This window comes from Paenibacillus sedimenti (assembly GCF_014534655.1).
GTDB lineage: Bacteria > Bacillota > Bacilli > Paenibacillales > NBRC-103111 > Paenibacillus_E > Paenibacillus_E sedimenti.
In genome coordinates this window covers 270,711-297,007 of the sequence record NZ_JACVVD010000005.1, presented here as the reverse complement: position 1 = coordinate 297,007, position 26,297 = coordinate 270,711, and the positions used below count along the sequence as shown (strand labels likewise).

Genomic DNA, 26,297 nt, shown 5'->3' with positions numbered 1-26,297 from the left:
TAACGCTTACGATGCAAGCTTTCCTTTCGGAAAGCTCTTAGGAGGATCCATGGGAAAGACAGATGTGCGCAGAGATGCGATTATGCAGGTTATTAAAGACAAAGGCTCTATTGCCTTAACCGATATCGTACAGCAATTCGCTGTATCGGAAGCAACGGCTAGACGAGACCTGGAGATTCTTGAGCAGGAAAAGCGCTGTATCCGTACATTCGGCGGCGCCGTTCTGGAAAGCTTGAAGGTCGAAGTCCCCTTTTTCAATAAAATGGACCTCTATACGGAGGAAAAGAAAGAAATTGCCGAAAAGGCTCTGCGCTACATCGAAGACGGCGACATCATCGGTTTGACCGGCGGTACGACAACGACTTTCATCGCCAAAAAGCTGAATCAATTCAAAAACTTAACCGTCATTACGAATGCTGTCAATATTGCTTACGAACTGATCGGGACGCCAGGACTTCAGCTCATCGTGACCGGCGGGGTCATCCGCACCCAGACCTTCGAGCTTTCCGGACCGCTCGCTAACGCAACACTTGAGAATCTAAGCATTCGTAAAACCTTCTTAGGTGTAGATGGCGTTTCCTTATCCCGTGGCATGATGATTTACAACGAACTTGAAGCGGAAACGAACCGCTGTATGATGAAACGATCTATGGAAACGTACCTCGTGGCGGATCACTCCAAATTCAGCCGCAGCTCCTTATTCGTCATTGGCGAAGTGCAGGAAACAGCCGGTATCATCAGCGATTCGTCGATTACACCGGAAATGATGCACGCTTTTAAAGAAGCAGGCGTGCCATTCTTGTAATCAAATACATGCACAAATAAACTTGATCTGCCTGGCGTTGCCAGTTGGATCGAGTTTTTTTATTTCCGAACCCTAGAAACTTACTTCATGTAAGCCGCGTCTAATGGATAATAATGGAATATTGGAGTGGTGTGAATGAAAAGGTTTATTCTTGGTCTCATCTGCGGAATCGGTCTGACTGCAACAACAGCTGTTTACGCATCGGATACGATTCAGGCGTATTTGTTTAAAGCGAATTACACGATTAATGGTGAAAGCAAAGCACTCGGCGAGGAATACACGACGTTAAATGTGAACGGTCACGCTTATGTCCCCATCAGATGGATTGCTGAAAGCATGGGTAAAATCGTCAATTACGATCATGATTCGCAAACGGTAGCCATTAATGATACAAACTTGAGTAAAAAATTGGTCATCGATAAAGATTTTCTTTCAAATGCAGCTAAAGGAAAAATAAAAGATATTGATTTCGGGATCGGTGCCAGTAAAAAAGATGTCTACCACAAATGGGGAGAGCCTCATCAAACAGGATCTTGGCAAACCCGGTACGATTCCTGGTTCGACTATTATTATTTCTTCTCTAATCCCGGCGAGAGTGTCGGTGCTATTCGAGTTGGCGGGAAAACGATCGCATACACGGTGGATGAAATAAAGAAAGCAATTGGTCAGCCAAAGGATGAAGGGATCAACGATGTTGAAAACGGCTGGTATCTCTATTACGAAACCGGGAATTATCAATTATTTTTTAATGCAGACAGTGAAAAGGGCCAGGTCCGTTCGTTAACATTGAAGCAAAAGGAACACGCCGAACTAAGAAAATTGTATGGTATCCCTGATCAAATTAAAAAACGAGTCGAAGCCCAATTGAACATAGAGGAGGGTGTGGAAACGTATTTTCATGATAATGGCAAAACATACGTTTTGCTGAAAGGTCCATTAGGACAAAGCGAGATTACCGTTGCTGCTCTTAACCAAGAAGGTCGCCAAGTTACCATTGAATATTACATCGGGAGTTCCAAAAAACAAGAGAACAAAAGCGTACAATATTCGCTAAATGAATTGAATCAAGAAGTAGACGTTGTTTTCAAAGCCAAAGATTTTACGCAGCAAGCCGCTTCCAAGACATATCTGAGTAAGGATCAGGCACTGGAAATTGCAAAGCGATTTGAGAACAATCCGGATGCCATATGGAACGTACGACTCATAGAGAATATGGATATAGAAATAAATAACTTGAAAGAAACGTATACCGTTTGGGTCGTTGAAGCCAGCTATCCCGCTGGGAATAAAACGGTCTTTTATTTAGATGCGGTAACAGGCTGGCAAATTATGATGTCGGAATCTGAGGCGTTCGGCGGCTTATAAATGACTAAAAAACCCGCAAACGCTCTCAAGAGAGAAGCGCTTGCGGGTTTTCCACATTTATTTCTTAGTCGATATCCAAGCGTCTGACGACACGAATGGCATACATGTTATAGTAGTACAAAAAAAACACCAGGGGAGCAATGACCAAGACGGTACACAGTATGATTTTGAACCTGAGCGACCTTTTGATTTCCATCCGCGCGTTGTCCTCCCGTCACTGCTTGCATCAACTCTCTGAACTTCTATTATTTCATTTTGAGTCCGTTATTGTCTACATAATCCGGTTGCCTATTAAGCGGTCTGGTGACATGATTGAAGCGGATAGCGGATGAAGGAAAAGAAAATACGGCCTACCGTATAGGCAGGCCGCACAGATGGATTATTTTTTATTTATACCAAGCTTTTCCTAAAGTGTTCCAATAAGTATTATTCGTATCCCTAAAAGGAACGGTAGCTGCACCGAAATCTGTGTTATTTAATGCATCCCTTGCCATTTGAGATATCTGATCCCAGTGGACTAACGGTTGAGTTCCACCTTGTGCATTAGTACGACTTAAGACATGGCCAAACGGATAAATAGCGCCATAATCAACCTTAGGATGAGTTCCGCTCATGTAGAATGAATCTGCAGGATGATGTACAAATTCTCCGTGTTGAGAATATGAAATTTGCAGAATGTTTGGATTCGTATTGGCTGGATTATCAATCCATACTACGACTGCTTCCCAGTCATGTCTATGACCGGGGTAATCTTTAGGAAAATACCAAGAATACATAATTGCCCATACCCCATTGTACCATCCGGAACGCACATATAGTTGTCCAGTACTGCTACTGCAATCTGAGTTATGGGTTCCAGTAGCTTGTAAACCTCCACTTGTATTGCCCCACCAATCTACTGCAGGAAAAGGCACGCATCCGTTAGAAACCCTCAAATATGGTTGAAAACGTTTCGCTGCTTTTTCAGTAACAGTATCTAGATTAGGATCTTCAAGAATTGCTACCACTTCGTCATGATTTATGACAGCCGCATCAGCTGTTGGCGCTAAGTTGATAGATACAAAAGCCGATAATAAAAGTACACTTGCAATTTTTTTCATTTTACTAATCATTAATATAACCTCCATTTTTATACTCGAAATTCAATTCAGATCAAAGGCCCTCCGATCCGGTTCCGTGATTCCGACGGTCAGGACGTTTCATTTGCATCGCTTTATATAAAGTCTGACGCTCCTTCAAGATTTGTTCGCCGCCTCCCTTCATGATTTCGTTCAACGCTTGCTCGTAAATGCGGTCAAAATCCGACGGCCGGGCCATTATGCTTCGCACGACAAGCTCCTCGTATTTCCCGAATAAGGCGGTACCGTATCTGATTTGCGCTTCGACAGGCTTATCGAACCGAACCGGCAATATGCCATCCTGCAGCGCGATGTCAAGCACCTTGCTTGCCTCTTCGCGGTACGGCTCCAGCACATTCATAGCTTCCGCCCGCTTATTCTTCTCCGGATCGCCGAAATCGCGGCCGTTGCTAATAATGGCGATATCGCCGGAATTGAACATCCTCTTCTTCGTCTCCTCATTCTCGAGCGCCGCCGGAATTCCGTCCTGCATGTTGTAATCCAGTCCTTCCTCTCCGTTCTGCAGGCGTAACAGGACATCCTTGCGCGACATCCAGTCCAGATACTTGACGGCTTCGACGGTCCGTTTGCTCGACTTCGAAATCATGATGTACATGCCTGCTGGCTTATAGACCGGTTTATTGTGCTTTCCCCGGCTGTTCGTATACGGATCAATCGGGCTTAATAGGGCTCCGGGAACATTGCGCTGCAGCTGCGAATATATGCCGGTCGAAGTCAGCAGAGGATTGACCGTATCCGCACTGAACAAGCCGACGGCTCCGGCGGAGATATCCTGATTGAGCTTCGTCCTGTCCTTATCCAGCGCGAAGTTCGGACTCATCAATCCTTCGTTGTACAGCTTGTTCAGAAATCTCAGCGCCTCTTTATGCCCGGGCAGCAGGGTCGGAAAGTCGCGCGATCCGAGCTGATGCGTCAATGTAATCCGCTCCTCCTCGTCCATCGGTTCGATGAAAGACCAGACGATCGGTTCATAGGAGGCGGGCGTAAGCGAGAAGCCGAGCGGTATCACCTGCTCGCCGATGATGCCGGGAAGCTTGTCTTTAAACGCCTTCAGCGTCTGATAGACTTCCTCCGTCGTTTGCGGCGCGGGCAGACCGAGCTTGTTCAACCAATCCTCGCGGATATAAGACGAGTATTTGCCGACATAGGAGCGTTTCGCCGGAATGGCGACCAGCTGGCCTTCAAATAGGCCGAAATCCAGCGTTTCCTTGCCCAGGAAGCTTTTCAGATTGGGGCCGTACGTATCCAGCAGCGCTCCAAGCTCCTGCAGTCCGCCTTGGCTTGCGTAGCTATACATCAAATTCTCGTCATAGGTGAATACGATGTCGGGCGCTTCGCCGGATGCGATCATCACATTCAGCTCCTGGATGTCCCTTGCGCGGGGTACGGGGACATACTTCATACGGATATGGTTCGGATCACCGAACTGGCGCTGCACCCAATCCGTCAAGTAGTTGTTCGTCACAGTAACGCCCGATGGCGAGAGCCCGCGTTCGTAAACCTGAACCTTAAGTGTCACCGGTTCCTCGTATCCCCTCCCTCCTGTGCTTTCCTCTTGCCGGACAGAAGACTGTGCGCTCCCGATACATCCGCTTAACAGACCGCTCGTAAGCAATCCGACGAGCAGTAACGATAAGCTTGCTTTCCGTCTTCCTGTATTTAGCGGCATCATTTTGCTCCAATGCTTCATCACCGCATCCTCCTCCTTTATAACCCTGCAGCGCGGAGCCGGTAAATCGATTGTTTTCCTCCCGATAAACCAATACGTCCCGCTTGCTGCAGCAGGGCTTTCGAACAGACCATAAACCTGATTCCGCAGTACGGTACTTTTTCCCGCTCGCGCACGCAGACTGAATGTACAACGAAAAAACCTGCCCGGACGCTCTGCATGATTACCCGGCAGGTTTTCTCATCAAGAGGAACTGTTCAGGTTCCCCTCATTTGCGGCTGCGGCATACTCATTAGCTTGCGGTAATCCCCGGGTGTGATGCCGACTACCTTTTTAAACATTCGTCCGAACGAAATGGCCGTCGCATATCCGACTTTACCGGCTATTTCATGAACCGGCTCGCTCGTTTCCAACAGCAGCTTCTTCGCGCCTTCCATCCGAAGCTGCACCAGATAATCGACAAAATTCATACGGAACTCATCCTTGAACAATTGGCTGACATATTTCGGCTTCAGATCATATTTATCGCTCAGATGATTCAAGGACAGATCGGGATTCGCATAGTTGGCTTCGATATATTTGCGGATGTCGTTAATTCGTTCCAAATATTTATTGGATTCCTTGTACGCCGCATATTTCTTGTAGAACAGCTCCAACCCGGCGGTAAATGTGGTCTTCATATCCTGAAGCTGATCCGCTTCTTCCATCCTTAGCCCAAGGCTTTCGACGATCCCCTGCAGCCCCGCATTAACGGCAGAGTCACCGACCCCTTCGAACTCCCTGCCCAGCACCAGCAGCCAATATCGGACGATACTGCGGATTTCGTGATCCGGCAGCATTTCTTCCTGCTTCCGGTCAAATATTCGCTCAGCCTGCGTCTCCCAATGGCCGCTCATCAACCGCATGCCCTGTACGCATTCAGCAATCCCCATGTAGTAGTTGAACGGTTCGCCCGTTCCCTTCTTAGCAACGGTATCGTATGGAATCGCATGCATACCGCCGAGCGTGAGCTTGTACTGAAGCGCGGTCAGAGCTTGACGCAGCGATTCGGGAACATCCTGGACATCCTTAACGGCAGAACCGATTCCGATTCGAACGGATAAGCTCAGGTTATTCCATATCCACTGCCGCATCGTTCCCAATCCTTTGAGGAGAGGCGTGTCGTCCTGCTCATACTCGCCTCGGAAAATACAAAGAACAGCCAGTCTCTCCCCGGATAACCATTCGGTTTCGATATGCAAATTCTCATGATGAAGGAATTCATTCACCACTTGGGCTAGGGAGAACTTGAGAAAACGCTGCTCGCTCTCGCCATTGCGGTTCTGGAACTGTTCGTACTTGTCCAATTCCACTACCGCGACGGTTAACTGCACGTAAGCAGCCGGCAGTCCGAACCTTTCCGCGGTTTCTTGCCAATTCTCCGGCTGGATCGTATATTCGCCATATAACAATTCCCGCAATAGCTGCCTGTGCCGGATCGTCAAATCCTCTTGATGCCGCTTTTCATACTGCTTGGTCTGCTCGACCAGATTTTCCAGCGCCTTTTCTATGTAAGCAAACTCGTCCGCGGCTTTCTCCTTCGTCAAGCTGCGAAGCTGGTACTGCTGAATGCGCTCAATGATCAATTCTACCGGCCTGTAATTCCGCTTGAACAGGTACACGGCGGCAAGCATGCTGCCAACGATGATCAGGACGCCGAACACTAACCAGATGTTTGCGACGACGGATACCCAATCGGACAACTGCCCCGCCTTAATGCCGCTGTAGAAGGTCCAGCCAAGAAAAGGGGAATAATGGGTATAAGAAAAATTACCGGACAAAGGCTGCTGGCCACCCGTCTCTTCGGTATAGGCGGGATAAATGATGCGATTGTTATCGTCGCGAATCTCCAGACTGGTAATATCGCCGTTGATCATCTCACTGGCCATCTTGACAAGCACCTGAACGCGGATATTGACGACTAATAGCCCCTGATTGCCGAATGGCAATGGAGCGCGCTGGGTTATGGTAAGGACCCCCTCGTGTCCGGCTTGCTCATGGTCGGTAAACCTCCGGAATTGGAGGTGTGGACGGCCTTGATCTGAAGACATCTGCTCCATGATGAACGGCTTGTCCGGAAAACGGTCGATTCGCGCAATATTCCTCTGCGTTAATATGGCCCCGTCGCTTGCCCGGTAGACGTAGATGGAATGGATCGCCGGATTGACCCCGATCAGCTTGTTGAAGTCTTCCGACAAATAGTACGGCTGGATAGCGCTTTCATAATCGGAGCGCTGCATAATAAATTCGTATAAAGATCGGTTGCCGGCCATTTCCCGCAATACCGCCCGCTCGATCCCCCGCACAGTTGACTCCATCGAATCGATGACATAGGTTGCCGAAATCCGGTTCGCTTTCTCCGCTTCCTTCTTCTGAATCTCGCTTACGATAAAAAAGGAGACGAAAATCATCGCTGAAACCGTTATCAGCACGATCGGAAGATACGATAGAAGCATACGCCTATACCATTGTTTCGGCATAGAGCTCCCCAGCCGCTTGTCCGGTTTGCGCCGCAAGATCACGTTAGTACCACTCCCAAGTCTCGATGATTGTCCTATTGTAAAGCATAAATGTTAGCTGATAATAAAATTCATATGAATAAATTGTAACGCCCCCCGGGGATCCTTTACCGCTTTTGTCATGTAATGTAGCCTCACCTGTCAATATTCCAAGCATAGTATGTAGGAAGCTCAGGAAGGTGGTGATATATATGACTTTTACTCTTACGGATTGGATGCTTTATACGATGTGGGCCGTATTCGGGCTCATGATCATTGATTTTTTGATTGCCTTTTTCAAACTATTTTGGGAAGGCGCCTTTAACCCAAGTTTTGTCTTAGGTTATTTGAAAGATATCCTTTACTATGTCTTTCCATTGAACGTCCTATTATCTTTGTTATCCATTGATCCAACCGGTTGGATTCTAGTGATCTTCTATTTCATTGGCGGGATCGCGATAGTTCTCAAGTATGTAGTGGACATTATTAAAAGATTTCAAAAATCAAGTTAGAAGATCGCCCTTTCAGCTTGTTTGTCTAGGTGGAAAGGGCGATCTTTTTGATGCTATGGCAGAACAGGCGAGCGGAATGTCGTTCCGCTTAACCAAAAAGACCGCCATCGGCGGTCTTCAGGGCTTACCATTATGGGCGGCCTTCGCCCAGCCAGCGCTTAAGCTTCAGCACTTCGGTTCCGGCCAGCATCATGATGCCGATGCCGTGATTGTCATTGAGGACGGTGAGCAAGTCCTCTTTGTAATATTCAGAGGTAAACGAATAGCGTGAACCGCTGCAAACGCCGTGAACGTTGCCGTGGCGGTCGATCGCGTTCTTGGTCAGTCCCTCCCAAGCCTTTATCGCGGCTTGGACGTAAGGCGCCGGTTCGCTCAGCCAGCCGAAGCGGACGCCTCTCGCAAATGCGAAAGCGAACATCGCCGTGCAGGAAGCCTCCTGATACGCATCGGAATCGTTCAGCACCTGGTGCCACAAGCCGTTCTCACCCTGCAGCTTTACATAGCCTTCGCACAGTTCATTGAAGAATGCCAGCAGCTCAGGACGGCTGGGATGTTCCGGAGGGAGCACCTCCAACACTTCGGATAACGAAAAAATCGTCCAGCCGTTGCCGCGCCCCCAAGGGACTCCTGTCGCTCTTTCATATTTAAAATCAAAAACATGGGACATTATTTTCTGTTCCGGCATAAACAAATATTTCTTGAAAAGCAGGAACTGCTGGGCCGCTTCATCCAGAGCGCCCTGGCTGCCTGTAATACCGGCGTATCTTCGCAGAAACGGCGTGCTCATGTACAAATCATCCGCCCACATCGTATTCTCCGAATAGTCGCCTCGGCACTCTCTGAAGAACGCGCCGTCTTTCTTTCTCTCCAGGCGTTTGATCATAAAATCCGCGATTTTGTTGGCGATGGCCACAAAATTCGGATCCTCACACTCCGCATAAGCTTCCAGCATGGCCGAACCGAAAGAGCCGCAATTATCCAGCATTTTCATCAGTACCAACTGCTGGTTCACGGCCGGGAATCCGTACTCCCTGCGGTCCCAGAGCGAGTATTCATACATATCCGTACATGCGCGAATATGGGCAATCGAATACCGGATCAGATCCGAACGATCCAGCAATCTGCCGGTTTGCAGCAGACCGTACATGGTGACGCCTAACGGATAGTCCCAACGGCCGAAATTCGTGACGCCGCTCGTCGTCCATTTATTGCTGAGCATCGCATTCTCGTAGTAGGGACGAACCCGCCCCGCTGGCGCATCCAACTGCCAGTATACTTTGCCGGACATGCCGGGCCCGCCGACAGCGTCATTAAACAACTGTGACAAGGACATGATCGCGGATGGGTCCGTTTCGTCCTTGGTATCAACTGGTCCGGCATAAAGCCACGGCTCCTCATAACCATGAATCTGGCGAGGCTGCACCAGTGCACACGCAGCCGTGCCTGCAAGGATGCGAAGCTGAAAGCCCCAGCGGCTCACGCCGCATATGCTCTTCACCAAAACATCCTGCTTACCGGCAGGAAGCTCCACAGTCTTCGCGAACTCCCCTGCTTGCTCGCAAACCATTACCAGCTCGCCGCCTATCCAAACCGTTAGCTGCCCTGCCGAGGTTCCCTCCAAAGTACAAATCTGCTTCCCCGTCCCCGGTACGATTACGCTGGACCAAGCGTAAGCCGCGCGTCCCGGATGCATGCCGAAAATCCGCTCGCACGGCAGCATGCCGTTTTCTTCCGGGCTCCATTCCGTTCGGGGAAGCCAACGCAAGCCACTGTCCGCTTCCGCTCCCAATAAGTCTGGAAACGCCCCGTTTGCATACACATCTTCATCCGTAGACTCGGAGAAAACCCAACCCGCCTGGCCCTTGCGCTCTTGAAAAGGTGCCAACACGTTCAATATACGTACTTTAGCTTCTTCTGCGCCGATGAGACAGCCAAAGCCGGCAGGTGTTTTGCGCATTTGCAGGGCCAAGAAATTCCAGCCTTTGCGGAAATCCACATTCAGCTTCACTTTGGCATCCGGCTTAATTTCGTCGATCACATTGGATCTATAGGCCAAGTCTCCATTGAAATAAAAGCGCAGCGGACCAAGGCAGCTGATGCCAAGCTCCAAGTTCCGCTCGCTCTCGCTCCAAACCAAAGCGGCCGCATAAGCATACTGACCGACACGGGCCCCGGGGAGCTTTTCGGCTAGATTGATATCAAATAGCCCTTCCGCCGTCTGCATAATACCGGACTTATGAAAGGCGCGGAACGTAAAAGGCGCCGCGGGATTCGCTCCCATATAACGGTCCGCAAGCAAAGTCAGGATCCCCTGATCATTATCCCCGAAACGGTAGTTGGAGCTATCTAATTCTTCAATATATGTCGTCAATTTGAACATCCTCTCCGCTTATAGCAATCGAATCCTGAAAGTCTGATCGAAAGGCGTCAACAAATTCACATGCACATACTTGCAGCCGCTGGGGTGCTGATCTTCTCGGATCATCGGCAGACGGTGATCATAGGCGCCTCCTTCGATCAGAATGGCATCGGTCCCCGAATTGTAGGTAAACGAGCCGCCTTTATGGAAGTAGCGGTCTCCTCCGGCCTCAAGCAAGCCGTCTCCCACAACCGTCCCTTCTTCTCCTAGAACGAAGGTAAGCTGTGCAAACACATCCTCCCGCTCATCCGATTTGACATGGATCATCCACTCGTTTGCATGCTGGGACAGCTCAACTTGAAGTCTATGCTCCTGTACGTGCGTAGCTGGACGGTGCTGATGCGGGAGCAAATACCAGGGACTCACCGTTTCACGGGTCACGCTTTCGGGCAGCAATTGGCGAGGAACAGGTCCGTTATACCCTTTTTCCTGGGTTCTGGCCAGCTTGTATACACCGCCCACGATATGAAATTCATTGAAATCGACGACGCCCGGTAAAAACGTAGTTGCCAATTTTACACCCAGCAATCTGGCTTTGCCGTGTCTTAGCGAAAAGAAGGACGGCGTTCTGGTCATCAGCGTCACACTATCCTCTTTGTCGCGAATGCGCACAATCGGACTGCCGAAAGCGAAATGCATGCTGCTGTGCTGAATTTTGGAATGGTGGCCTACTGCATGTACCCGATTTAAGTGTTCGGCGATCGGATGCTCGCCATTTATTATTTTGTTATATTGCTCCGGCAGCGGCACTCTTTCCAAATCCGTAAGTAGGATCTCCGGAAACAACAGATAGCCTAACATGGCGTTATGATGGACCGTATTTTCGGTAATGCAACCGCCCGCATAGTCGGACATCGCCGCGAAAAACGGATCGCGGTCAAGAGCCGCCATCAAGCTGTAGCTGAGAAAATAGTACGCCATGTCCGATTTCTGTCCGAAATCTTGACGACCGGAGTACTCGGTGACGACTTCGCCGGAAGGATGAATCAAATACACCATCATGCGTAAATTTCGCCGAACATATTCAAAAAGCTCCGGACGGTTCAAAAGTCTTGCCGTATGAATCAGGGCAATATCGCTTACCGCATTATAGATGCCGTTGCTTCGCTCCGTCCATTCACCGTCCGCCGTAATGTCCATGCCTTCCACCAGCCATTCGTCCGCTCTGGCTGCAAGCTCGGGCAGCGCAAATATTTCATACAGGAAACCAAGCGCCGCAGTGATCACCCAACGGTGATTGGGCGTATGACAGCCGCCGGTCAGCATCGCCGGGACGGATCTTTCAAGAAAAAGCTTCAGCTTCTCGGCAACAGGCCGCACCGGTTCCCAGTCAGCCTTCTTCAGGAGCTGGTATACCGGAGCCATAATGCCGATTACGAATGCCGTATCCGGCGGCGAATTGTAGTTGGTATAACCGGGGGATATCGTTCCGTCCGGATGTTGGCGGTTCAGCATGAAGGCTGCGACCCGATCCGTTGCCGTCAATAGCTCGCTGTTCCGGTAATAAGAGGAATCCGGATTCAGCAGGGCAGGGATCCATTGAGGCAGCACCGCTGCAGAGCAAACATGACTTGCCATGGCAACCCCGCTAATCGGATCCGCGATGCCTCCGTAAAACCTGCTGTTCGTGTCCGCAACCTGCTGGCGCAGCGTATCTTCTGTCCATTTATCGTTGATTTTCACTAATCGTTCGTACATCCCTTTCCCCCCTCAAACAAACATCATGTCTATGAACCAAATAACTCTCTAAGCTCTGCAATCTTTATCTGAATCCGATGAGGAATTTCGTCCAGAAGCTGATTCCATGGCACGAAAAGAGACTCATCAAATCGATATTCCACATAAGCCAAAGTAGGCGTAAACGCACAAGTGCGCAAATAGGCTTCGACCAGCCTATTCGTTTCCTCGTTCGTCGTTAACATATCCTCCAGAAAATAAGGAACCGTTAAGCCATCAATCCCGGCATTCTCATTCACAGCAGTCCAGAAATGCGGAACGAGCTCCAAAAACTCAGGCACCGGGCACAATGCATGTTTCCCAGGTTGAGCATAGAGCCGTACATGCGTCCCGTCCGCCAAATTGCTGCGATCCTTGAGCAGTCCCTTCAAATACTTGCCGTGAAAGCTCGCCTCGCAGTCGATAACTTCACCTTCATGGCCGATATACACCCAGACATGCTCCAATTCGTATAAATGCTGAATATCGTAATCCCAATAAATCGCATATTCAATAATCTTCTTCACACGTGAGTCGCGAAAAGAAAACGATCTTCGGAACGAAGGAGATGCCCCCTCCCGCTCGAAAACCGTTACCCCGACCCGAACCGGGAAGAAGGGTTCATGCTTGTCAAAGTATAGATAAGGCGCGTAGGCCTTAATGAGCTGTCTATCCATGGTATTTCTCCGCAGCGATTCTGCTTGTAATATGTGCGTGGCTTTCATGTATTTCATCGGGCTGGCAAACGGCTTTCAATTCATATACCTTAAGCGGAGCCTTCTCAATCACTTCCAGGAAATGATCGAAGTACTCTTCCTTGCTGTGAACGTACGGACACCAATGATCCGACAGCTCCAGCGTTTCATGAATGTGCACGCCATAAATATAGGATTTTACTTGCTGCAACTCCTCGATATTGTTGTAAAGTCCCATACGGTCCATCATCATGGCATGGCCGATATCGTACCACAAGTACACTGGGGCACCCTTCAAGTTGTCGCAAATCGTCTTCGCTTCCATGAGCGTCGGCATTTGATAGCAACGGGAGCGTGTCTCGATACCGATCGCGATGTTGTAGCCTTTTTTCGCCGTATATTCGCACACTTCTTCCAAGCTGTCTTGAATCCGCTTCGTATATATAGGACTGCCCTGCTCACGTTTCTGAAGCATTTCCTTCCAAAGCTTCTGATAGGCTTCGGATTCTCTGCCATGCTCGCGGTACAGCTGCTTTAATTCATGATCAATATTGTAGGCAAAAGGCACCTCGCCCGGATGCACGACGACTGCTTTCGCTCCATAACGGTCCGCATACTCGATGGACTGAATCAAGAGTTCTACGGAACGCTTCCGTTTGGCTTCATCGTCAAAGCCGAGCATCACCGAATCCGTATCATAGTCTTTATCCGCGATATAAGGGAACACATTATGGACGCTGGAAATCCCGATCTCGCCCTTTTCGATCATCGGCTCGATCGTTTCCAGATGCTCGGCCTTGATATTGTAATTCAGCTCCACATTGCGGAAACCGAGCTCTTTAATTTCCTCGATCAGTTCGCGTCCGTTCGCCGGATGCTTTTTTATGTTCCAACATGTTGAAAATGAATATTCGCCTTTATCCCACATGGAAGCGCCCCTATCCTTTCACCGAACCGAGCATGATGCCGGATACGAAATATTTTTGCAGCCATGGATACACGATCAGGATCGGCACGGTAGCGAACATAATACTGGCTGCTTTTAAGCTTTCCGGCAGCACCTGCACGATTTGGCTTCCTTCCATTTGCAATTGATCGCTAATCTGACTGTTCACAATAAGCTGGTACAGCTTGAGCTGCAGCGGGTACAAATCCGGATCTGTAATGTAAAACAGCGTATCCATAAAACCATTCCAGCGGTTCACCGCATAAAACAAACTGAGCGTCGCGATAATCGGCATCGACAATGGCAGGATAATACGGACCAACGTGCCGAAATGGCTGCTGCCGTCCAGCTCTGCGGATTCCTCCAAGCTCTTAGGGATCGAATTGAAAAACGTAATCAAGATAATCAAGTAAAACGGATTGATCATGAGCGGCAAAATAAGCGACCAGGTCGTATTCACCAGATGCAGCTGTTTAACCAAAATATATTCAGGAATGATTCCGCCGCTGAAAAACATCGTGAATACGATCATATACATGATGATCTTTCTGCCTTTAAGTTCGGTTTTCGTAAGCGGATAAGCAGCTGCGATCGTCATCACCATGCAAACGACCGTGAAGAGAACCGTCAAATAAATGGAGTATCCCAAGGATTTGATCATCATCGGATCCATTAGGACGCGGGTATAGGCTTCAAAACTGATTTCTACCGGAAAAATCGTAACAAGACCTTTTAATATTGGCGCATTCGAACTCAGTGATATCGAAATAATATGCAAAAATGGGACCAAGCATACGAATAAGACCAGAGTTAGAATGACGGTATTGATAATGTCGAACGTCCGGCTTGCCGCTTTTGCGTTCATAACTCCACTCCTTTCAGTATATATCGATTAAATGATGCCTTGATCTGTCGTTTTCTTGGAAATGTAGTTGGAAGTAAGAATAAAGACGAGTCCGACAACCGCCTGGAAGAAGCCAACCGCTGTCGCTACGGAATATTCACCGGATTGCATACCCATTTTATAGACAAATGTGCTTAGCACTTCCGAGAATTCGCGAACCTGCACATTGCCGATGACAAAAGGACGGTCAAACCCGATCTGCACCATCTCGCCTAGCTTCAAAATCAGGAGAACGATAATCGTCGGCTTGATGCCAGGAATCGTAATATGCCAAATGCGTTTCAAGCGTCCCGCTCCGTCGACTTCAGCAGCTTCGTACAATTCTTTACTGATGCCCGTCAGCGCGGCCAAATAAATGATGGTCCCCCAACCTGCGCTTTGCCATACACCTGTGCCTAAATAAGTAAGCAGCCAATAATATTTATTCGATAAAAACGGAATCGGATCGATGCCCAAACCGGCTAGCATGTGATTGATAATGCCTGTGTTCGTGCTGAAGACTTGATAGACGATCCCGCCGATTATAATCCAAGATATGAAATGCGGTAAATAAAGGACTGTTTGCGAAATTTTCTTAAACCATGCGATTCTAAGCTCATTGAGCATAATAGCCAGCAAAATGGGAGCAGGGAAGGATACGATTAAATCCAGAAAATTAAGCATAAATGTATTTTTTAACGCTGTATAAAAATCTTGCATTTTGAATACCGCTCTAAACGTATCGAGACCGATCCATGGACTCTTCGAAATGCCTTGAAACAGATTAAAGTCTTTAAATGCAATCAAAACGCCGTACATCGGGCCATATTTGAAAATGACGAAAAAAGCGACAGGGAGCAATAGCATGGCGTACAGCTGCCAATATCTGATTAAGTAAACATTGAAACGTTTCAACCGATCCACCTTCCTTCGCTCTAACGAAAATTCTTTGATGAAAAGCTTCATGCATGAAAGCCAGGCTAGCCTTCATGCATGAAACCTGCTGCTGTTCTTTATTTTTTAATATTTTTGAATGCTTCCGCACGTTCTTTTTGAATGGCTTCTCCGCCGTTTGTCATGAAATCCTTCAACATATCGTCATACGTTTTGTCGAAGTCCGCTGGCTTAGACAGAATCGATTTTACAAGCAACTGCTCGTATTTGTCGCTGAGCGCCTTGCCGTATTTCGCTTCAGCTTCGATCGGACGATCAAATCTCACTGGGGACAGCCCGTCCTGCAAGCCATTTTTCAAAGCTTGAGTCGCATCTTTGCGATTAGCTTCAATGTAATCCAAAGATAATGCTTCCGTATTTTTATCAGCGCTGCCGAAATCGGTTCCATTCGTGATAATCGTATAGTCGCCATAATTGTACAGGTTTTGTTTCGTATCCTCATTATCCAGCCTTACAGGCAACCCGTTTACCTTATTGTGGTTTTTGCCCTCAACACCATAAATCATTGCGTACATTACATCTTTTTGAGCCAGCCAATCTAGATATTGTACGGCTTCAGCAGCCACTTTACTTGTCTTAGGAATAATCACGTTCAGACCTGCCGGTATATAAGAAGGCTTGACGTGCTTGCCTTCCGCGTTCGTATATGGATCTATTGGAGCGAGCTTGGCGCCGGCCACCGTTTTTTGCAGAACCGTATACGTATCAGGCGGTTGAATTTTATAGGACTCGCCAGCATTCTCTGCATACATGCCGACTTTGCCGGTAGCAATATCCTGGTACAGTTTCTTTTTGTCCTTATCCAAAGCAAAGTCAGGGCTGATCAGTCCTTCATTGTACAGCTTGTTCAAGAAACGGACCCCGTCTTTATGCCCATCCATCAATACCGGATATTCGCGGGAACCGAGCAGTTGCGATTGCGTGTAACGGCTCTCGTTCGATAAATTTTTGATGAACGTCCAAATAATCGGCTCATAGGATGCAGGATCTAATGCAAAACCAAGTGGAATCGTTTGATCGCCGCCAGGTTTCTTTTCCTTAAAGGCTTTGAGCGTTTGGTATACCTCATCCGTTGTTTTCGGAGACGGCAAACCAAGCTTGTCCAGCCAGTCCTGACGAATTTCGGACGAATACTTACCCAAATAAACGCGTTTCGCCGGAATAGCATATTGTTTACCGTCATAAGTACCAAATGCTAATGTATCTTTGCCGAGGTAGGATTTAAGATTGGAGCCGTACTGGTCGAGCAAAGAACCTAGCTCTGCAATCCCGCCTTGCTGTACATATTTGTACACAAGATTCGAGTCGTACGTGAACACGATGTCCGGAGCGTCGCCGCTCGCCATCAATACGTTCAGCTTCTCCACTTCTTGAGCCCGCGGCACAGGAACATATTCGACTTTAATGTTTGTTTTCTTTGTAAAATTATCTTCTACGTACTTCGTGATGTAGTTGTTTGTTACAGACTTGCCTGCCGGCGAGTTGCCGCGGTCAAACACTTCAACTTTAATCGTTACCGGCTTTTGGGATGCTGCCGTCGTTGCTTTGGCGCTATCTGTCTCTTTGGCCGTTTGTCCCTCATTGCTGCTTGCACATCCGCTCAAAACGCTAACTACGAATGTAGTTGCCAAGACCGTAAATATTGTCCCCTTAAACGCTTTCTTTTGTACCATTGCAACTCCTCCTATATGTTGTATAAGAACGTGTGCGTCCATCGGCATGTTTGCGTTAGCTACTCTTGTCGTTGTTGCCGTGGATGTATCTTAGTTATAATGTCCGGAGCGTTTAGGGTCAATCAACATCATTCAGACCGACCAACAAAATTCAGTACGCCCGGTTGTGGCGGGAGCATGCAGTTTTTCAGCCGACAAATTTCGCAGAATAAACAATATTCAGTTGATAAACCTTTTGTCTAAAAGAAGAGAACCTCCGTATTTAGAGGTTCACGATCCCGCTACATATACTTTCTGTAATCGCCCGGCGTTACGCCGACTACTTTCTTAAAGGTTCTACCGAAGGAAATCGCATGAACATAGCCGACCTTTACTGCGATGTCATTAATGGAATCGTCGGTTTGCAGCAGCAAGGTTTTGGCATGCTCCATCCGCAGGTTCACCAAAAAATCGACGAACTTCATCCCGAATTCCTCTTTGAACAATTGACTGGCGTATTTTCCGTTTACACCAAACATATCGCTAATGTGATTTAAAGACAGGTCCGGGTTGGCATAGTTCTCTTCGATATATTTGCGGATTTTGCTGATTAAACTGTAATGCGTATTCGCTTCGCGAATTGTTGCATAATGTTCGTACAACAAGTCTAGCAAATAGATCGCTTGCGGGCGGATTTGCTCTAGCGTCTCCGATTCCTCAAGCAGCTTCATCAAGGATGGATGCACCTGCTCCGACCAAATCCGCGACGCCTCCATCGGCAACTCTTCCATCTCTTGATTAAAGAGGCGGATCATATATTGAAGAACGTAGCGAACTTCGACATCCCCAAGAATCTCCTCTTCCAACTCATCGAACAATCGCTCAAGCGACTCTCTCCAGGTCGGATTCATAAGGCGAAAATCTGGAACCAGATTGTTGACGAGCTGCACATATTTATGCGTATCGTTCGATGCCATCTCTTGCAAAGCGGTAAAGTTCAGCACCTGGTTCATGCCTGCAGACATTTTATAATGCAGGGCTGTAATCGACGATTTAAAAAGTTGATGAATATGGCTTACATCGCTGGCAGCCCCGCCAAAACCGACGGCGACCGATTGCTTGAGATTGACCATAATCCAAGTGCGGAATTTATCCAGAAGCGGATAGCAGCTGTCCAGAATAGGCAGATCGGCCTGATTGGAAATAAAAAGAACCGCCAACCGCTGACCCGAAATCCACTCAGACCAAATACCGTGCCCCTCCATGGAGGCAAATTCGTGAAGCACATTTGTGATTCCGAATTTCAACAGGTTTTGATCGCCCGGACTGTATTTCTTTTGAAATTCCGAATACTTATCGATTTCCACGACCGCAAAAGCCAATTCCCGAAACCCGCTTGGCATTTGAAGTCGATCCATGTTCGTCTGCCAGTCTTGGGGCGAGATCGCGCGATTGCCTTCGATCAGCTCCAAAAAGAACTGCTTCCTTCTTACCAGCTGGTCTTCTTGATATTGCTTTTCGTACACTTCGGTTTGATCGATCAAATTGTTCAGCACTTTCCCGATGAAAACAAATTCATCGTTGCCTTTACTATCTTGGGGATTCCGGTAAGCATGTATTTGCTGCATGATGGCCTCAATGGGTCGATAGTTTCGGCGTGTCACGTAAATCATGTACAAAACGCTTAGAAGAATCGTCCCAATACCGATCACAAGCCACATCCTGGAGATCAACGAAACGAAACCGTAAATTTTGCTCACTTTCAAGCCGCTGACAAAATTCCACCCGATATAATCCGAGTAAATTTGCGTCGTCATTTTGCCTTGAGCGGTTATAGAACCATCCTGATTCTTTTCCGTTTGTGCATTTATGGGGTATACTTGTTGATTTGAACCGCTCCATATATTCATAAAGGTGATTTTGTTGTTGATCATTTGATCAACAATTCGCAACAGCTCATCTACCCTGACATTCACGACAACGACACCTTGATCTCCAAAAGGAAGCAATGCCTTTTTACTTAACGAGATGACCTTCTGGTTCGGATCGGTTCCAAGCTCTCTGTAATTTCTTACGGAGGACCAATGCAGCGACAACGGCTGCTTATAGGCATTTTCAACAAACTCTTTATCTCCGAAACGATCAAGCCGTTCGATCAAATTTCTGGAAAGAATCGTTTGATCCGCATTCCGGTACAAATAAATCGAATAGATCAACGAATTGTCGCTGACCATTTTGCCAAGCTCTCGGGAAACTTCATATTGATCGAGCCTTTGCTCCGTGCTGCCGCTGGACTCAAAAAAAGCTTTCAGCTTATCATTATTGCTGATTTCCTCCAGAACCATCCTCTCGATCCCGAGTAAAGAAGTTTCCATGGAATCAATCACATATTTGGTGAAAATTTGGTTCGCCTTCTCCGTTTCCTTGACCGATATTTCATTTATGAGCGAAACCGCAATGAACGTAAGGATCGTTATGGTAATGAACAGGATGGGAACATACGAAAGCAGCAACCGGTTGTACCACGACTTTTTCATAAACATCACAGTCCTTATTCGAGTTTAAAAAGGCAAGAACCCGCCTCGTTCTCATCAACGAACGATAACGGGTTTCTCAAAACGCAAGAATCAGGAAACGATTGCAGCAGTCGACTCCCGAGTGATCAATTCCGGCCTTAGGACCGTCCTTTGTTTCACCGGAGCAGTTCCTTGAAGCTCTTCTACTATCAAATTCACGACAAGCTTGCCCATATGTTCCATAGGCTGGGCGACCGTCGTTAACGGCGGATCTGTAACCGCCGCCAATATCGTGTTGTCAAAGCTGACAATGGACAGGTCTTCCGGCACTTTTTTGCCCAGCTCTCTGGCGGCTTGCAGCGTCCCTACGGCCAGCATGTCGTTGCATGCAAAAATCGCGGTCGGCGGTTCGTCCGCCTGAAGCAGCTCCAATGCTTTGATCTTGCCATCCTCTACCTTGTAATCGCAATGCTTCAAGTGCTCCGGAACAAAGGCAGCTCCGTACTCTTCCATCGTTTGACGGAAACCCCTGACGCGTTCCCGGCTGCTTCTCACCTTTTCCCGTTCTCCGATAATGCCGATTCGCCGGTGCCCCAGTTCAAGCAGATGGCTTGCTGCGAGGCAGCCGCCGACATAATCGTCGACGACTACCGTATTCACCGCGACCAGCGGCATATCTCTGGCCAGCAGGACGACAGGAATTCCTTTGGACAGCAGTTGCTCCAGTATTTCCTTATTATCGATTCCCGTTGCAATAATAATTCCGTCCACTTTTTTTTGCTGCAGCAAGGCAATATATCTTTCTACTTTCTCATCCTTGTTATCCGTGCTGCACATCATGACGCTGTAACCCAGTTGTTCTCCCTGATCCTCGATCGCTCTTGCAATCTCAGAGAAAAAGGGGTTGGAGATGTCCGGTACGAGCAAACCGAGCGTAAACGTTCTTTTACCGGTTAACGCGGAAGCAATGACGCTAGGCTGATAATCAAGCCGATCCATGATAGCTAATATCGCTTCTCTTGTTTCAACGCTGATTTTCCCTTTGCCGTTCAGCACTTTCGATACCGTTGCGATCGAAACGCCCGCTTCCTTGGCGACATCGTAAATCGTAGCTTTCATGCACTCTTCCTCATTCGCTTGTTGATGATATTATTATGGATTCCATTATGAAGATGAACATGAGGAGTTGCAACTGGAAAAATAGTATATGATTCGCCCTCTAGCGCTCCGACGGCGGTTTCATAATCCAAGCGTGGGCAGGATCGTTATGAAACTTCCATGTACGTGTCGGCCCTGCCATCACATTTAAGTAGTAAACTTCGTATCCGGGAGGTGCGGAAACCGGGTGGTAGCCTTTAGATACGAGAACGGCTTCCCCGTTTTTGACGATCAAAGTTTCATTAAGCGATTCATCGTCGGTATAAACGCGCTGTACGGCGAACCCTTGATCCGGCTCCACGCGAAAGTAGTACGTTTCCTCCAAAAACGATTCATCAGGCAAGTTGTCCTGATCATGCTTATGCGGCGGGTAACTGGACCAATGACCGTTAGGCGTGAACACTTCCACGACCAACAGGCTGTCAGCCGGCTCCTGCTCAGGCAAAATATTATGAATTTGCCGCTCCAGATTGCCATACCCGCGGGTTTCGACGCCCACTTGCTCAGGCGTGATCAGCCGCGCGTCATAAGTGCCGCGACCCGGCGCTTCACAGACGGCGATCTCCAAAGCCGTCACCGCTTCCACTTCGTAGCAGTCATTCGAAGGGACATAAACCGAATAGGGCGGGATTTTCTCAAACACACTCATTCGCCTGCCAATATAATTAAAGCTGGCTCTGTTCGTTTTCACGTGGCCTTGTCCTGTAAGCAGAACAAGGCATACTTCGTTATCACCCGTTTGCTTCCGAAGAGTCTGGCCGGCTTCAAGCCGATATACCGAGAAGCCTACATACTGCCAGCCCGCCGATTCCGGCGTAATGTTCAGCACATTACCGTCTTCAAGCGGCTGCTTGTGCGGATGGACGATCAGATCCGTCATACGCGCACCTCTTCCGCCAGCTGCAGCGCTTCCGCGATGCGAACCGGTTTCCCTAACCGATGGGACAGCTTGGCAGCGAGAGCAATCAGCTCCGCCTGGTAGCCGTCGTTGCCGGTGGCAGGAATCTCCGTGTCATTGCGCAGGCTTTCGATAAACTTGCGAGTTTCCTCAATATAAGCTTCATTATAGCGTTCAAGGAAGAAATGCAGCGGCTTGTCGCGGTAAATGCCTTCCGACGTGCTGATTTCCGCCGTATTCGGGAAATCGTTGTTTGCCGATACGCTCCCTTTGGAACCGAAAACCTCTACCCGCTGGTCATAGCCATAAACAGCCTGACGGCTATTGTCGATGACCCCGATAGCTCCGTTCGAGAACGTCAGCGTCGTGATCGCCGTATCCACATCGCCGTATTTGGCGAATACCGGATCCACGAGTACGGCCCCCCGCGCGAAAACTTCCACGACGTCGCTTCCGGACAGGAAACGGGCCATGTCAAAGTCATGGATCGCCATATCCATGAACAATCCGCCTGACTTTTCAATATAATTTTCTTGAGGCGGATTCGGATCTCTGGATGTGATTTTGATAATGTGCGGATCACCAAGCTTACCTTCCTCTACCCATTCGCGCACCCGTTTGAAGTTATGGTCGAATCGGCGGTTAAAGCCGACTTGTAGTTTAACACCTGCCGCCTTGACCGCTTCGATAGCAGCCTTCGTTTGATGAATGTCCATGCTGATCGGCTTTTCGCAGAAAATATGCTTTCCGGCTTGTGCCGCCGCTTGAATCAGAGGAACGTGGGAATCCGTTAAAGAGCAAATAAAGATGGCATCCACCTCCGGATGCTTGATGACATCATCGCTATTCTTCGTAACTTGCGCTATGCCCCGGGCATTTGCCCACTCCTGCAGGGCATCGTCAGCGAACAGATCCGCAACGATGCTTACTTCCACGCCAGGCAGACGAAGCAAATTATCCGCATGAATTTTGCCGATTCGGCCGGCCCCGATAATGCCAATTGACAGCTTCTTCATCTATCTTCACCCTCTCGCCTTTCCTGATGAACCGAATTGACGTATTTTGCTTTGTACCCCTTGCTGAACGGCATCGCGGGCCGGACCCAGGTATCTTCTGGGGTCATACTCCTTCTCATTGGCGCTCAGCCGCTCTCTGACGACTGCCGTGAACACCGATTGGTTATCGGTGTTCACATTGATTTTGGCCGTCCCGAGGGAAATCGCCTTTTGAATGATCTCGTCGGGAAGTCCGCTTCCGCCATGCAGCACCAAAGGCAGCCCGGTCAGCTTCTGGATCTCCTCCATACGTTCAAACCCGATGCGCGGTCCGCCCCGGTAAGGACCATGAACCGAGCCCAGTGCCGGCGCCAATGCGTCGATCCCCGTCTCGCGAGCCATGCGGACGCATTCCTCCGTGACTGCATACATCGCTTCCGCCTCATCCACGTTGATGTCATCCTCGCGGCCGACGATTCGGCCCAGCTCCGCTTCGACGGAAACTCCGCGGGCGTGAGCCATTTCCACGACTTGCTTGGTCTCTGCGATGTTATGTTCCAGCGGATGGTGAGACGCATCGATCATAACGGAAGTAAATCCGGCCTCGATAGCTTTGCGGCACATCTCATATGAGGACCCGTGGTCCAGATGCAGCGCGACCGGAACGGTGATCGCGTAGTGCTCCATTAGTCCTTTTACGATGGAAGCCACCGTCGGCAGCCCGCCCATGTAAGGAATGTAAGCTTCGCTCAGCCCCAGAATAACAGGGGCTTTCTCCGCCTCCGCCGCTTGAAGAATCGCCTGTGTAAATTCGAGATTATTGAGGTTGAATTGCCCAACGGCATATCGACCTTTCACTGCTTCCTGAAGCATTTGTGTCATGGAAACAAGCGGCACTTGTGTTCCCTCCTTCTTCCGTGTATATAATGCTACCAGCGGGCAGTGACCATTTTCTTGCGAGTATAAAATTCCACGCCGTCTGTGCCGTTGGCATGGAGATCACCGTAGAACGAATTTTTCCAGCCCGAGAACGGGAAGAACGCCATTGGAGCCGGTACGCCCAAATTAATGCCCAACATGCCCGCATCGATCGTTTCACGGAATTGGCGGACATTGCTGCCATCCTGCGTAAACAGGCACGCGCCATTCGCAAAATCGGAGCGGTTAGACAGCTCGATCGCTTCTGCCAGTGTATTGACCCGCACGATCGAAAGCACAGGGGCAAAAATCTCATCCTGCCATATTTTCATGCCTTGTTTTACGTTATCGAAGATCGTCGGCCCGACAAAGTAGCCTTTGTCTTCGACTGCTGCATCCTTGCGTCCGTCCCTAACGAGAGTCGCGCCTTCCTGCTCTCCGATTTCAATATATTTAAGCGTTCTTGCTTTTTGCTGTTCGCGGATAACAGGTCCCAGGAATACGCCTTCGTCCATTCCGTTGCCGATCTGGATCTGATTACCTGCTTCAATCAGCTTCGCTACAAGCGTATCCGCCACATCGCCGACTGCTACAACAACGGAGCAAGCCATGCAGCGTTCGCCTGCCGATCCGAATGCGGCGTTCGTAATTTGCGTTACCGTGCCGTCAAGATCCGCATCCGGCATGACGATGGAGTGGTTTTTCGCGCCCGCAAGAGCTTGAACGCGTTTGCCATGCGAGGTTCCTGTTTTATATACATACTCGGCAACCGGCTGGGAACCGACGAACGAAATTCCTTTAATGCCGGGATGCTCCAGCAGCCCGTTCACGACATCGTGGGCGCCGTGAACCAGATTCAATACGCCGGCCGGCAGTCCGGCTTCCGTGAACAATTCAGCCAATCGGTTAGCCAGCAAAGGCGTACGCTCCGAAGGCTTGAGTACAAAAGTGTTGCCGCACGCAATGGCCAGCGGGAACATCCAGCAAGGCACCATCATCGGGAAGTTGAACGGCGTGATCCCGCCGATGACCCCAACAGGGTAGCGGTACATGCCCGACTCTACATTCGTCGCAATGTCGGGAAGCTGTTTGCCCATCATGAGTGACGGCGCTCCTGCGGCGAATTCAACGCACTCAATGCCGCGCAGCACTTCGCCATGCGCTTCATGGTAGCTCTTGCCGTTCTCTTTCGTGATCAGCTCGGCAAGCTCTTCCCAGTGCTCGACGAGCAGCTGCTGGTATTTGAACAATATTCTGGCTCTGCGAGGTACCGGCGTTTTGCTCCATGTGGCGAAAGTTTCCGTTGCTGCAGCCACCGCCTTATCCACGTCCTCTTTGGACGAAATCGGGACATGCGCGAGGATCTCTTCGGTTGCCGGATTATATACAGGCTCATAGTTGCTGGAAGAAGCATCCACCCACTGGCCGCCGATAAAATTTTTCAAACGCTGCGTCGTCGTTGCTGATGTTGTCATATGAATTCGTCCTCCTCAGAAGGTAGATGTATGATTTATGAAGCTACGATTTCTCCGTTGTTGCATCTCACCATGTAATCCCGCACTTGCTCTGCTGTAGGCATGGCATCCGAGCAGCTGTGGCTGGATACCACAATCGCCGCGGCTGCGCTGCCGAATTCCATACTTTTCTCGACGGTCCATCCGTTCATGAGTCCGTATATAAAGCCGGCGGCGTAAGAATCGCCTGCCCCGAACGTCTTGATCACTTTGGCCGGAAAACTCGATGCCGTGTGGCTTTCTCCATCCTGCGTATAAGCAATGGAACCTTCCTTGCCGTGCTTGATGATCACGATTTCCGCCTGGTACGAGAACCATTTTGACGCCGTTGTCCGGTCGTCGCGCTGTCCCTTTTCAAACTGCTCCATCATATCGAACTCTTCGCGTGTCCCGATAATCACGTCGCACTTTTCAGCCGCCAGATTATAGTAGATCGCCGTCTCTTCGTTGGATGTCCACGTATACGGGCGATAATCGAGATCGAAAATGATCTTCGCTCCGTGCTTTTTGGCATAATCCAGTGTCAGGAACACCGCTTCCCTGGAGGGGCTTTTCGCCAGCGCCGTACCCGAGATGAGCAGCACTTTGGTCTTGGCGACAACCTCTTCCAGCACCTCGCCCGTCTCCAGCAGCAGATCCGCCACCCGCTCCCGGTACATCAGAATGCTGCAATCGGTAGGGCTTTTGATTTCTGTAAAAGCAAGCCCGGTCACCGCGCCGGTACGATCCGTCACGACATTCGTCGTGTCGATGCCGTTGCGCTCCAAATAACTCACAATGAAGCGGCCCATCTGGTCGTTAGCCACTTTGCCGATAAAACCGGTTTTCATGCCTAAACGCGACATGCCGATGCAAATATTGGCCGGCGATCCGCCCACATATTTGGTGAACGTCATCGTCTCTTCCATAGGTCGATTAATTTCATTGGCATTCAAATCGATGCATAATCTGCCGATGGCGACAAAATCCAGCTCTTTTCCTTCAGGAAGCTGCAGATAGCTCATGT

General features: G+C 49.0%; 21 protein-coding genes. 3 read left to right on the top strand and 18 right to left on the bottom strand.

What is annotated here, in order from left to right:
• Positions 1-49 precede the first annotated feature (49 nt).
• Positions 50-805, top strand: a complete 756-nt coding sequence (locus ICC18_RS16820; RefSeq protein ID WP_188175595.1) for a DeoR/GlpR family DNA-binding transcription regulator — start codon at positions 50-52, stop codon at positions 803-805.
• A 135-nt stretch (positions 806-940) separates the two neighbouring features.
• Positions 941-2,170 (top strand): DUF4309 domain-containing protein, encoded by a 1,230-nt coding sequence (locus tag ICC18_RS16815; RefSeq protein ID WP_188175594.1) that lies wholly within the window; start codon positions 941-943, stop codon positions 2,168-2,170.
• A gap of 64 nt (positions 2,171-2,234) precedes the next feature.
• On the opposite strand, the gene ICC18_RS34340 is transcribed toward ICC18_RS16815, so the two are convergent.
• From ICC18_RS34340 to ICC18_RS16800, 4 genes are all read right to left on the bottom strand, one after another.
• On the bottom strand, positions 2,235-2,366 hold the full coding sequence (locus ICC18_RS34340) for a hypothetical protein (RefSeq protein WP_262495873.1): 132 nt from the start codon (positions 2,364-2,366) through the stop codon (positions 2,235-2,237).
• A gap of 190 nt (positions 2,367-2,556) precedes the next feature.
• Positions 2,557-3,270 (bottom strand): NPP1 family protein, encoded by a 714-nt coding sequence (locus ICC18_RS16810; protein ID WP_188175722.1) that lies wholly within the window; start codon positions 3,268-3,270, stop codon positions 2,557-2,559.
• A 52-nt stretch (positions 3,271-3,322) separates the two neighbouring features.
• On the bottom strand, positions 3,323-4,999 hold the full coding sequence (locus ICC18_RS16805) for an extracellular solute-binding protein (RefSeq protein ID WP_223192654.1): 1,677 nt from the start codon (positions 4,997-4,999) through the stop codon (positions 3,323-3,325).
• Between the two features lie 236 nt (positions 5,000-5,235).
• Positions 5,236-7,539 (bottom strand): helix-turn-helix domain-containing protein, encoded by a 2,304-nt coding sequence (locus ICC18_RS16800; protein ID WP_188175593.1) that lies wholly within the window; start codon positions 7,537-7,539, stop codon positions 5,236-5,238.
• 188 nt (positions 7,540-7,727) lie between these two features.
• Between ICC18_RS16800 and ICC18_RS16795 the strand changes: the two genes are divergently transcribed.
• Entirely contained in the window at positions 7,728-8,027 is a 300-nt protein-coding gene (locus ICC18_RS16795) for a hypothetical protein (protein ID WP_188175592.1), read from the top strand.
• A 130-nt stretch (positions 8,028-8,157) separates the two neighbouring features.
• Here the strand turns inward: ICC18_RS16795 and ICC18_RS16790 are convergent, their stop codons facing one another.
• The 14 genes from ICC18_RS16790 to iolC form a co-directional block, all read right to left on the bottom strand.
• A complete protein-coding gene (locus ICC18_RS16790; RefSeq protein WP_188175591.1) occupies positions 8,158-10,398 on the bottom strand; it encodes a glycoside hydrolase family 88/105 protein in 2,241 nt (746 codons plus the stop codon).
• An 18-nt stretch (positions 10,399-10,416) separates the two neighbouring features.
• Positions 10,417-12,144 carry a hypothetical protein gene (locus ICC18_RS16785; RefSeq protein WP_188175590.1) on the bottom strand — a complete coding sequence of 576 codons (1,728 nt, stop codon included), beginning with the start codon at positions 12,142-12,144 and terminating at the stop codon, positions 10,417-10,419.
• A gap of 29 nt (positions 12,145-12,173) precedes the next feature.
• Positions 12,174-12,839 carry a hypothetical protein gene (locus ICC18_RS16780; protein WP_188175589.1) on the bottom strand — a complete coding sequence of 222 codons (666 nt, stop codon included), beginning with the start codon at positions 12,837-12,839 and terminating at the stop codon, positions 12,174-12,176.
• Positions 12,832-13,785 carry a sugar phosphate isomerase/epimerase family protein gene (locus tag ICC18_RS16775; RefSeq protein WP_188175588.1) on the bottom strand — a complete coding sequence of 318 codons (954 nt, stop codon included), beginning with the start codon at positions 13,783-13,785 and terminating at the stop codon, positions 12,832-12,834. The genes ICC18_RS16780 and ICC18_RS16775 overlap by 8 nt, the downstream gene beginning before the upstream one ends.
• 10 nt (positions 13,786-13,795) lie before the next feature.
• Complete coding sequence (locus tag ICC18_RS16770; RefSeq protein ID WP_188175587.1) at positions 13,796-14,668, bottom strand: carbohydrate ABC transporter permease; 873 nt, start codon at positions 14,666-14,668, stop codon at positions 13,796-13,798.
• A gap of 27 nt (positions 14,669-14,695) precedes the next feature.
• The gene (locus ICC18_RS16765; protein WP_223192652.1) at positions 14,696-15,553 is read right to left on the bottom strand and encodes an ABC transporter permease; all 858 of its coding nucleotides are present in this window, start codon (positions 15,551-15,553) and stop codon (positions 14,696-14,698) included.
• A 146-nt stretch (positions 15,554-15,699) separates the two neighbouring features.
• Entirely contained in the window at positions 15,700-17,313 is a 1,614-nt protein-coding gene (locus ICC18_RS16760) for an extracellular solute-binding protein (RefSeq protein ID WP_188175585.1), read from the bottom strand.
• Between the two features lie 281 nt (positions 17,314-17,594).
• Positions 17,595-19,829, bottom strand: a complete 2,235-nt coding sequence (locus ICC18_RS16755) for an AraC family transcriptional regulator (protein ID WP_188175584.1) — start codon at positions 19,827-19,829, stop codon at positions 17,595-17,597.
• A gap of 90 nt (positions 19,830-19,919) precedes the next feature.
• On the bottom strand, positions 19,920-20,927 hold the full coding sequence (locus ICC18_RS16750) for a LacI family DNA-binding transcriptional regulator (protein WP_188175583.1): 1,008 nt from the start codon (positions 20,925-20,927) through the stop codon (positions 19,920-19,922).
• 100 nt (positions 20,928-21,027) lie between these two features.
• Positions 21,028-21,846, bottom strand: coding sequence for a 5-deoxy-glucuronate isomerase (iolB, locus tag ICC18_RS16745; protein ID WP_188175582.1), 819 nt, complete (start codon positions 21,844-21,846; stop codon positions 21,028-21,030).
• Positions 21,843-22,880, bottom strand: a complete 1,038-nt coding sequence (gene iolG / locus ICC18_RS16740; RefSeq protein WP_188175581.1) for an inositol 2-dehydrogenase — start codon at positions 22,878-22,880, stop codon at positions 21,843-21,845. The genes iolB and iolG overlap by 4 nt, the downstream gene beginning before the upstream one ends.
• Positions 22,881-22,886: 6 nt before the next feature.
• The gene (gene fba / locus ICC18_RS16735; protein WP_188175580.1) at positions 22,887-23,756 is read right to left on the bottom strand and encodes a class II fructose-1,6-bisphosphate aldolase; all 870 of its coding nucleotides are present in this window, start codon (positions 23,754-23,756) and stop codon (positions 22,887-22,889) included.
• Positions 23,757-23,788: 32 nt separating this feature from the next.
• Positions 23,789-25,252, bottom strand: coding sequence for a CoA-acylating methylmalonate-semialdehyde dehydrogenase (locus tag ICC18_RS16730; RefSeq protein WP_188175579.1), 1,464 nt, complete (start codon positions 25,250-25,252; stop codon positions 23,789-23,791).
• A 35-nt stretch (positions 25,253-25,287) separates the two neighbouring features.
• Positions 25,288-26,295, bottom strand: coding sequence for a 5-dehydro-2-deoxygluconokinase (gene iolC, locus ICC18_RS16725; protein WP_188175578.1), 1,008 nt, complete (start codon positions 26,293-26,295; stop codon positions 25,288-25,290).
• Positions 26,296-26,297 lie beyond the last annotated feature (2 nt).

Bases quoted from the DNA above. Each gene is read 5' to 3' on its own strand.
- ICC18_RS16820 (WP_188175595.1), top strand. From the start codon at position 50: ATGGGAAAGACAGATGTGCGCAGAGATGCGATTATGCAGGTTATTAAA.
- ICC18_RS16815 (WP_188175594.1), top strand. From the start codon at position 941: ATGAAAAGGTTTATTCTTGGTCTCATCTGCGGAATCGGTCTGACTGCA.
- ICC18_RS34340 (WP_262495873.1), bottom strand. From the start codon at position 2,366: ATGGAAATCAAAAGGTCGCTCAGGTTCAAAATCATACTGTGTACCGTC.
- ICC18_RS16810 (WP_188175722.1), bottom strand. From the start codon at position 3,270: ATGAAAAAAATTGCAAGTGTACTTTTATTATCGGCTTTTGTATCTATC.
- ICC18_RS16805 (WP_223192654.1), bottom strand. From the start codon at position 4,999: ATGAAGCATTGGAGCAAAATGATGCCGCTAAATACAGGAAGACGGAAA.
- ICC18_RS16795 (WP_188175592.1), top strand. From the start codon at position 7,728: ATGACTTTTACTCTTACGGATTGGATGCTTTATACGATGTGGGCCGTA.
- ICC18_RS16785 (WP_188175590.1), bottom strand. From the start codon at position 12,144: ATGTACGAACGATTAGTGAAAATCAACGATAAATGGACAGAAGATACG.
- ICC18_RS16780 (WP_188175589.1), bottom strand. From the start codon at position 12,839: ATGGATAGACAGCTCATTAAGGCCTACGCGCCTTATCTATACTTTGAC.
- ICC18_RS16775 (WP_188175588.1), bottom strand. From the start codon at position 13,785: ATGTGGGATAAAGGCGAATATTCATTTTCAACATGTTGGAACATAAAA.
- ICC18_RS16770 (WP_188175587.1), bottom strand. From the start codon at position 14,668: ATGAACGCAAAAGCGGCAAGCCGGACGTTCGACATTATCAATACCGTC.
- ICC18_RS16765 (WP_223192652.1), bottom strand. From the start codon at position 15,553: ATGCTATTGCTCCCTGTCGCTTTTTTCGTCATTTTCAAATATGGCCCG.
- ICC18_RS16760 (WP_188175585.1), bottom strand. From the start codon at position 17,313: ATGGTACAAAAGAAAGCGTTTAAGGGGACAATATTTACGGTCTTGGCA.
- ICC18_RS16755 (WP_188175584.1), bottom strand. From the start codon at position 19,829: ATGAAAAAGTCGTGGTACAACCGGTTGCTGCTTTCGTATGTTCCCATC.
- ICC18_RS16750 (WP_188175583.1), bottom strand. From the start codon at position 20,927: ATGAAAGCTACGATTTACGATGTCGCCAAGGAAGCGGGCGTTTCGATC.
- iolB (WP_188175582.1), bottom strand. From the start codon at position 21,846: ATGACGGATCTGATCGTCCATCCGCACAAGCAGCCGCTTGAAGACGGT.
- iolG (WP_188175581.1), bottom strand. From the start codon at position 22,880: ATGAAGAAGCTGTCAATTGGCATTATCGGGGCCGGCCGAATCGGCAAA.
- ICC18_RS16730 (WP_188175579.1), bottom strand. From the start codon at position 25,252: ATGACAACATCAGCAACGACGACGCAGCGTTTGAAAAATTTTATCGGC.
- iolC (WP_188175578.1), bottom strand. From the start codon at position 26,295: ATGAGCTATCTGCAGCTTCCTGAAGGAAAAGAGCTGGATTTTGTCGCC.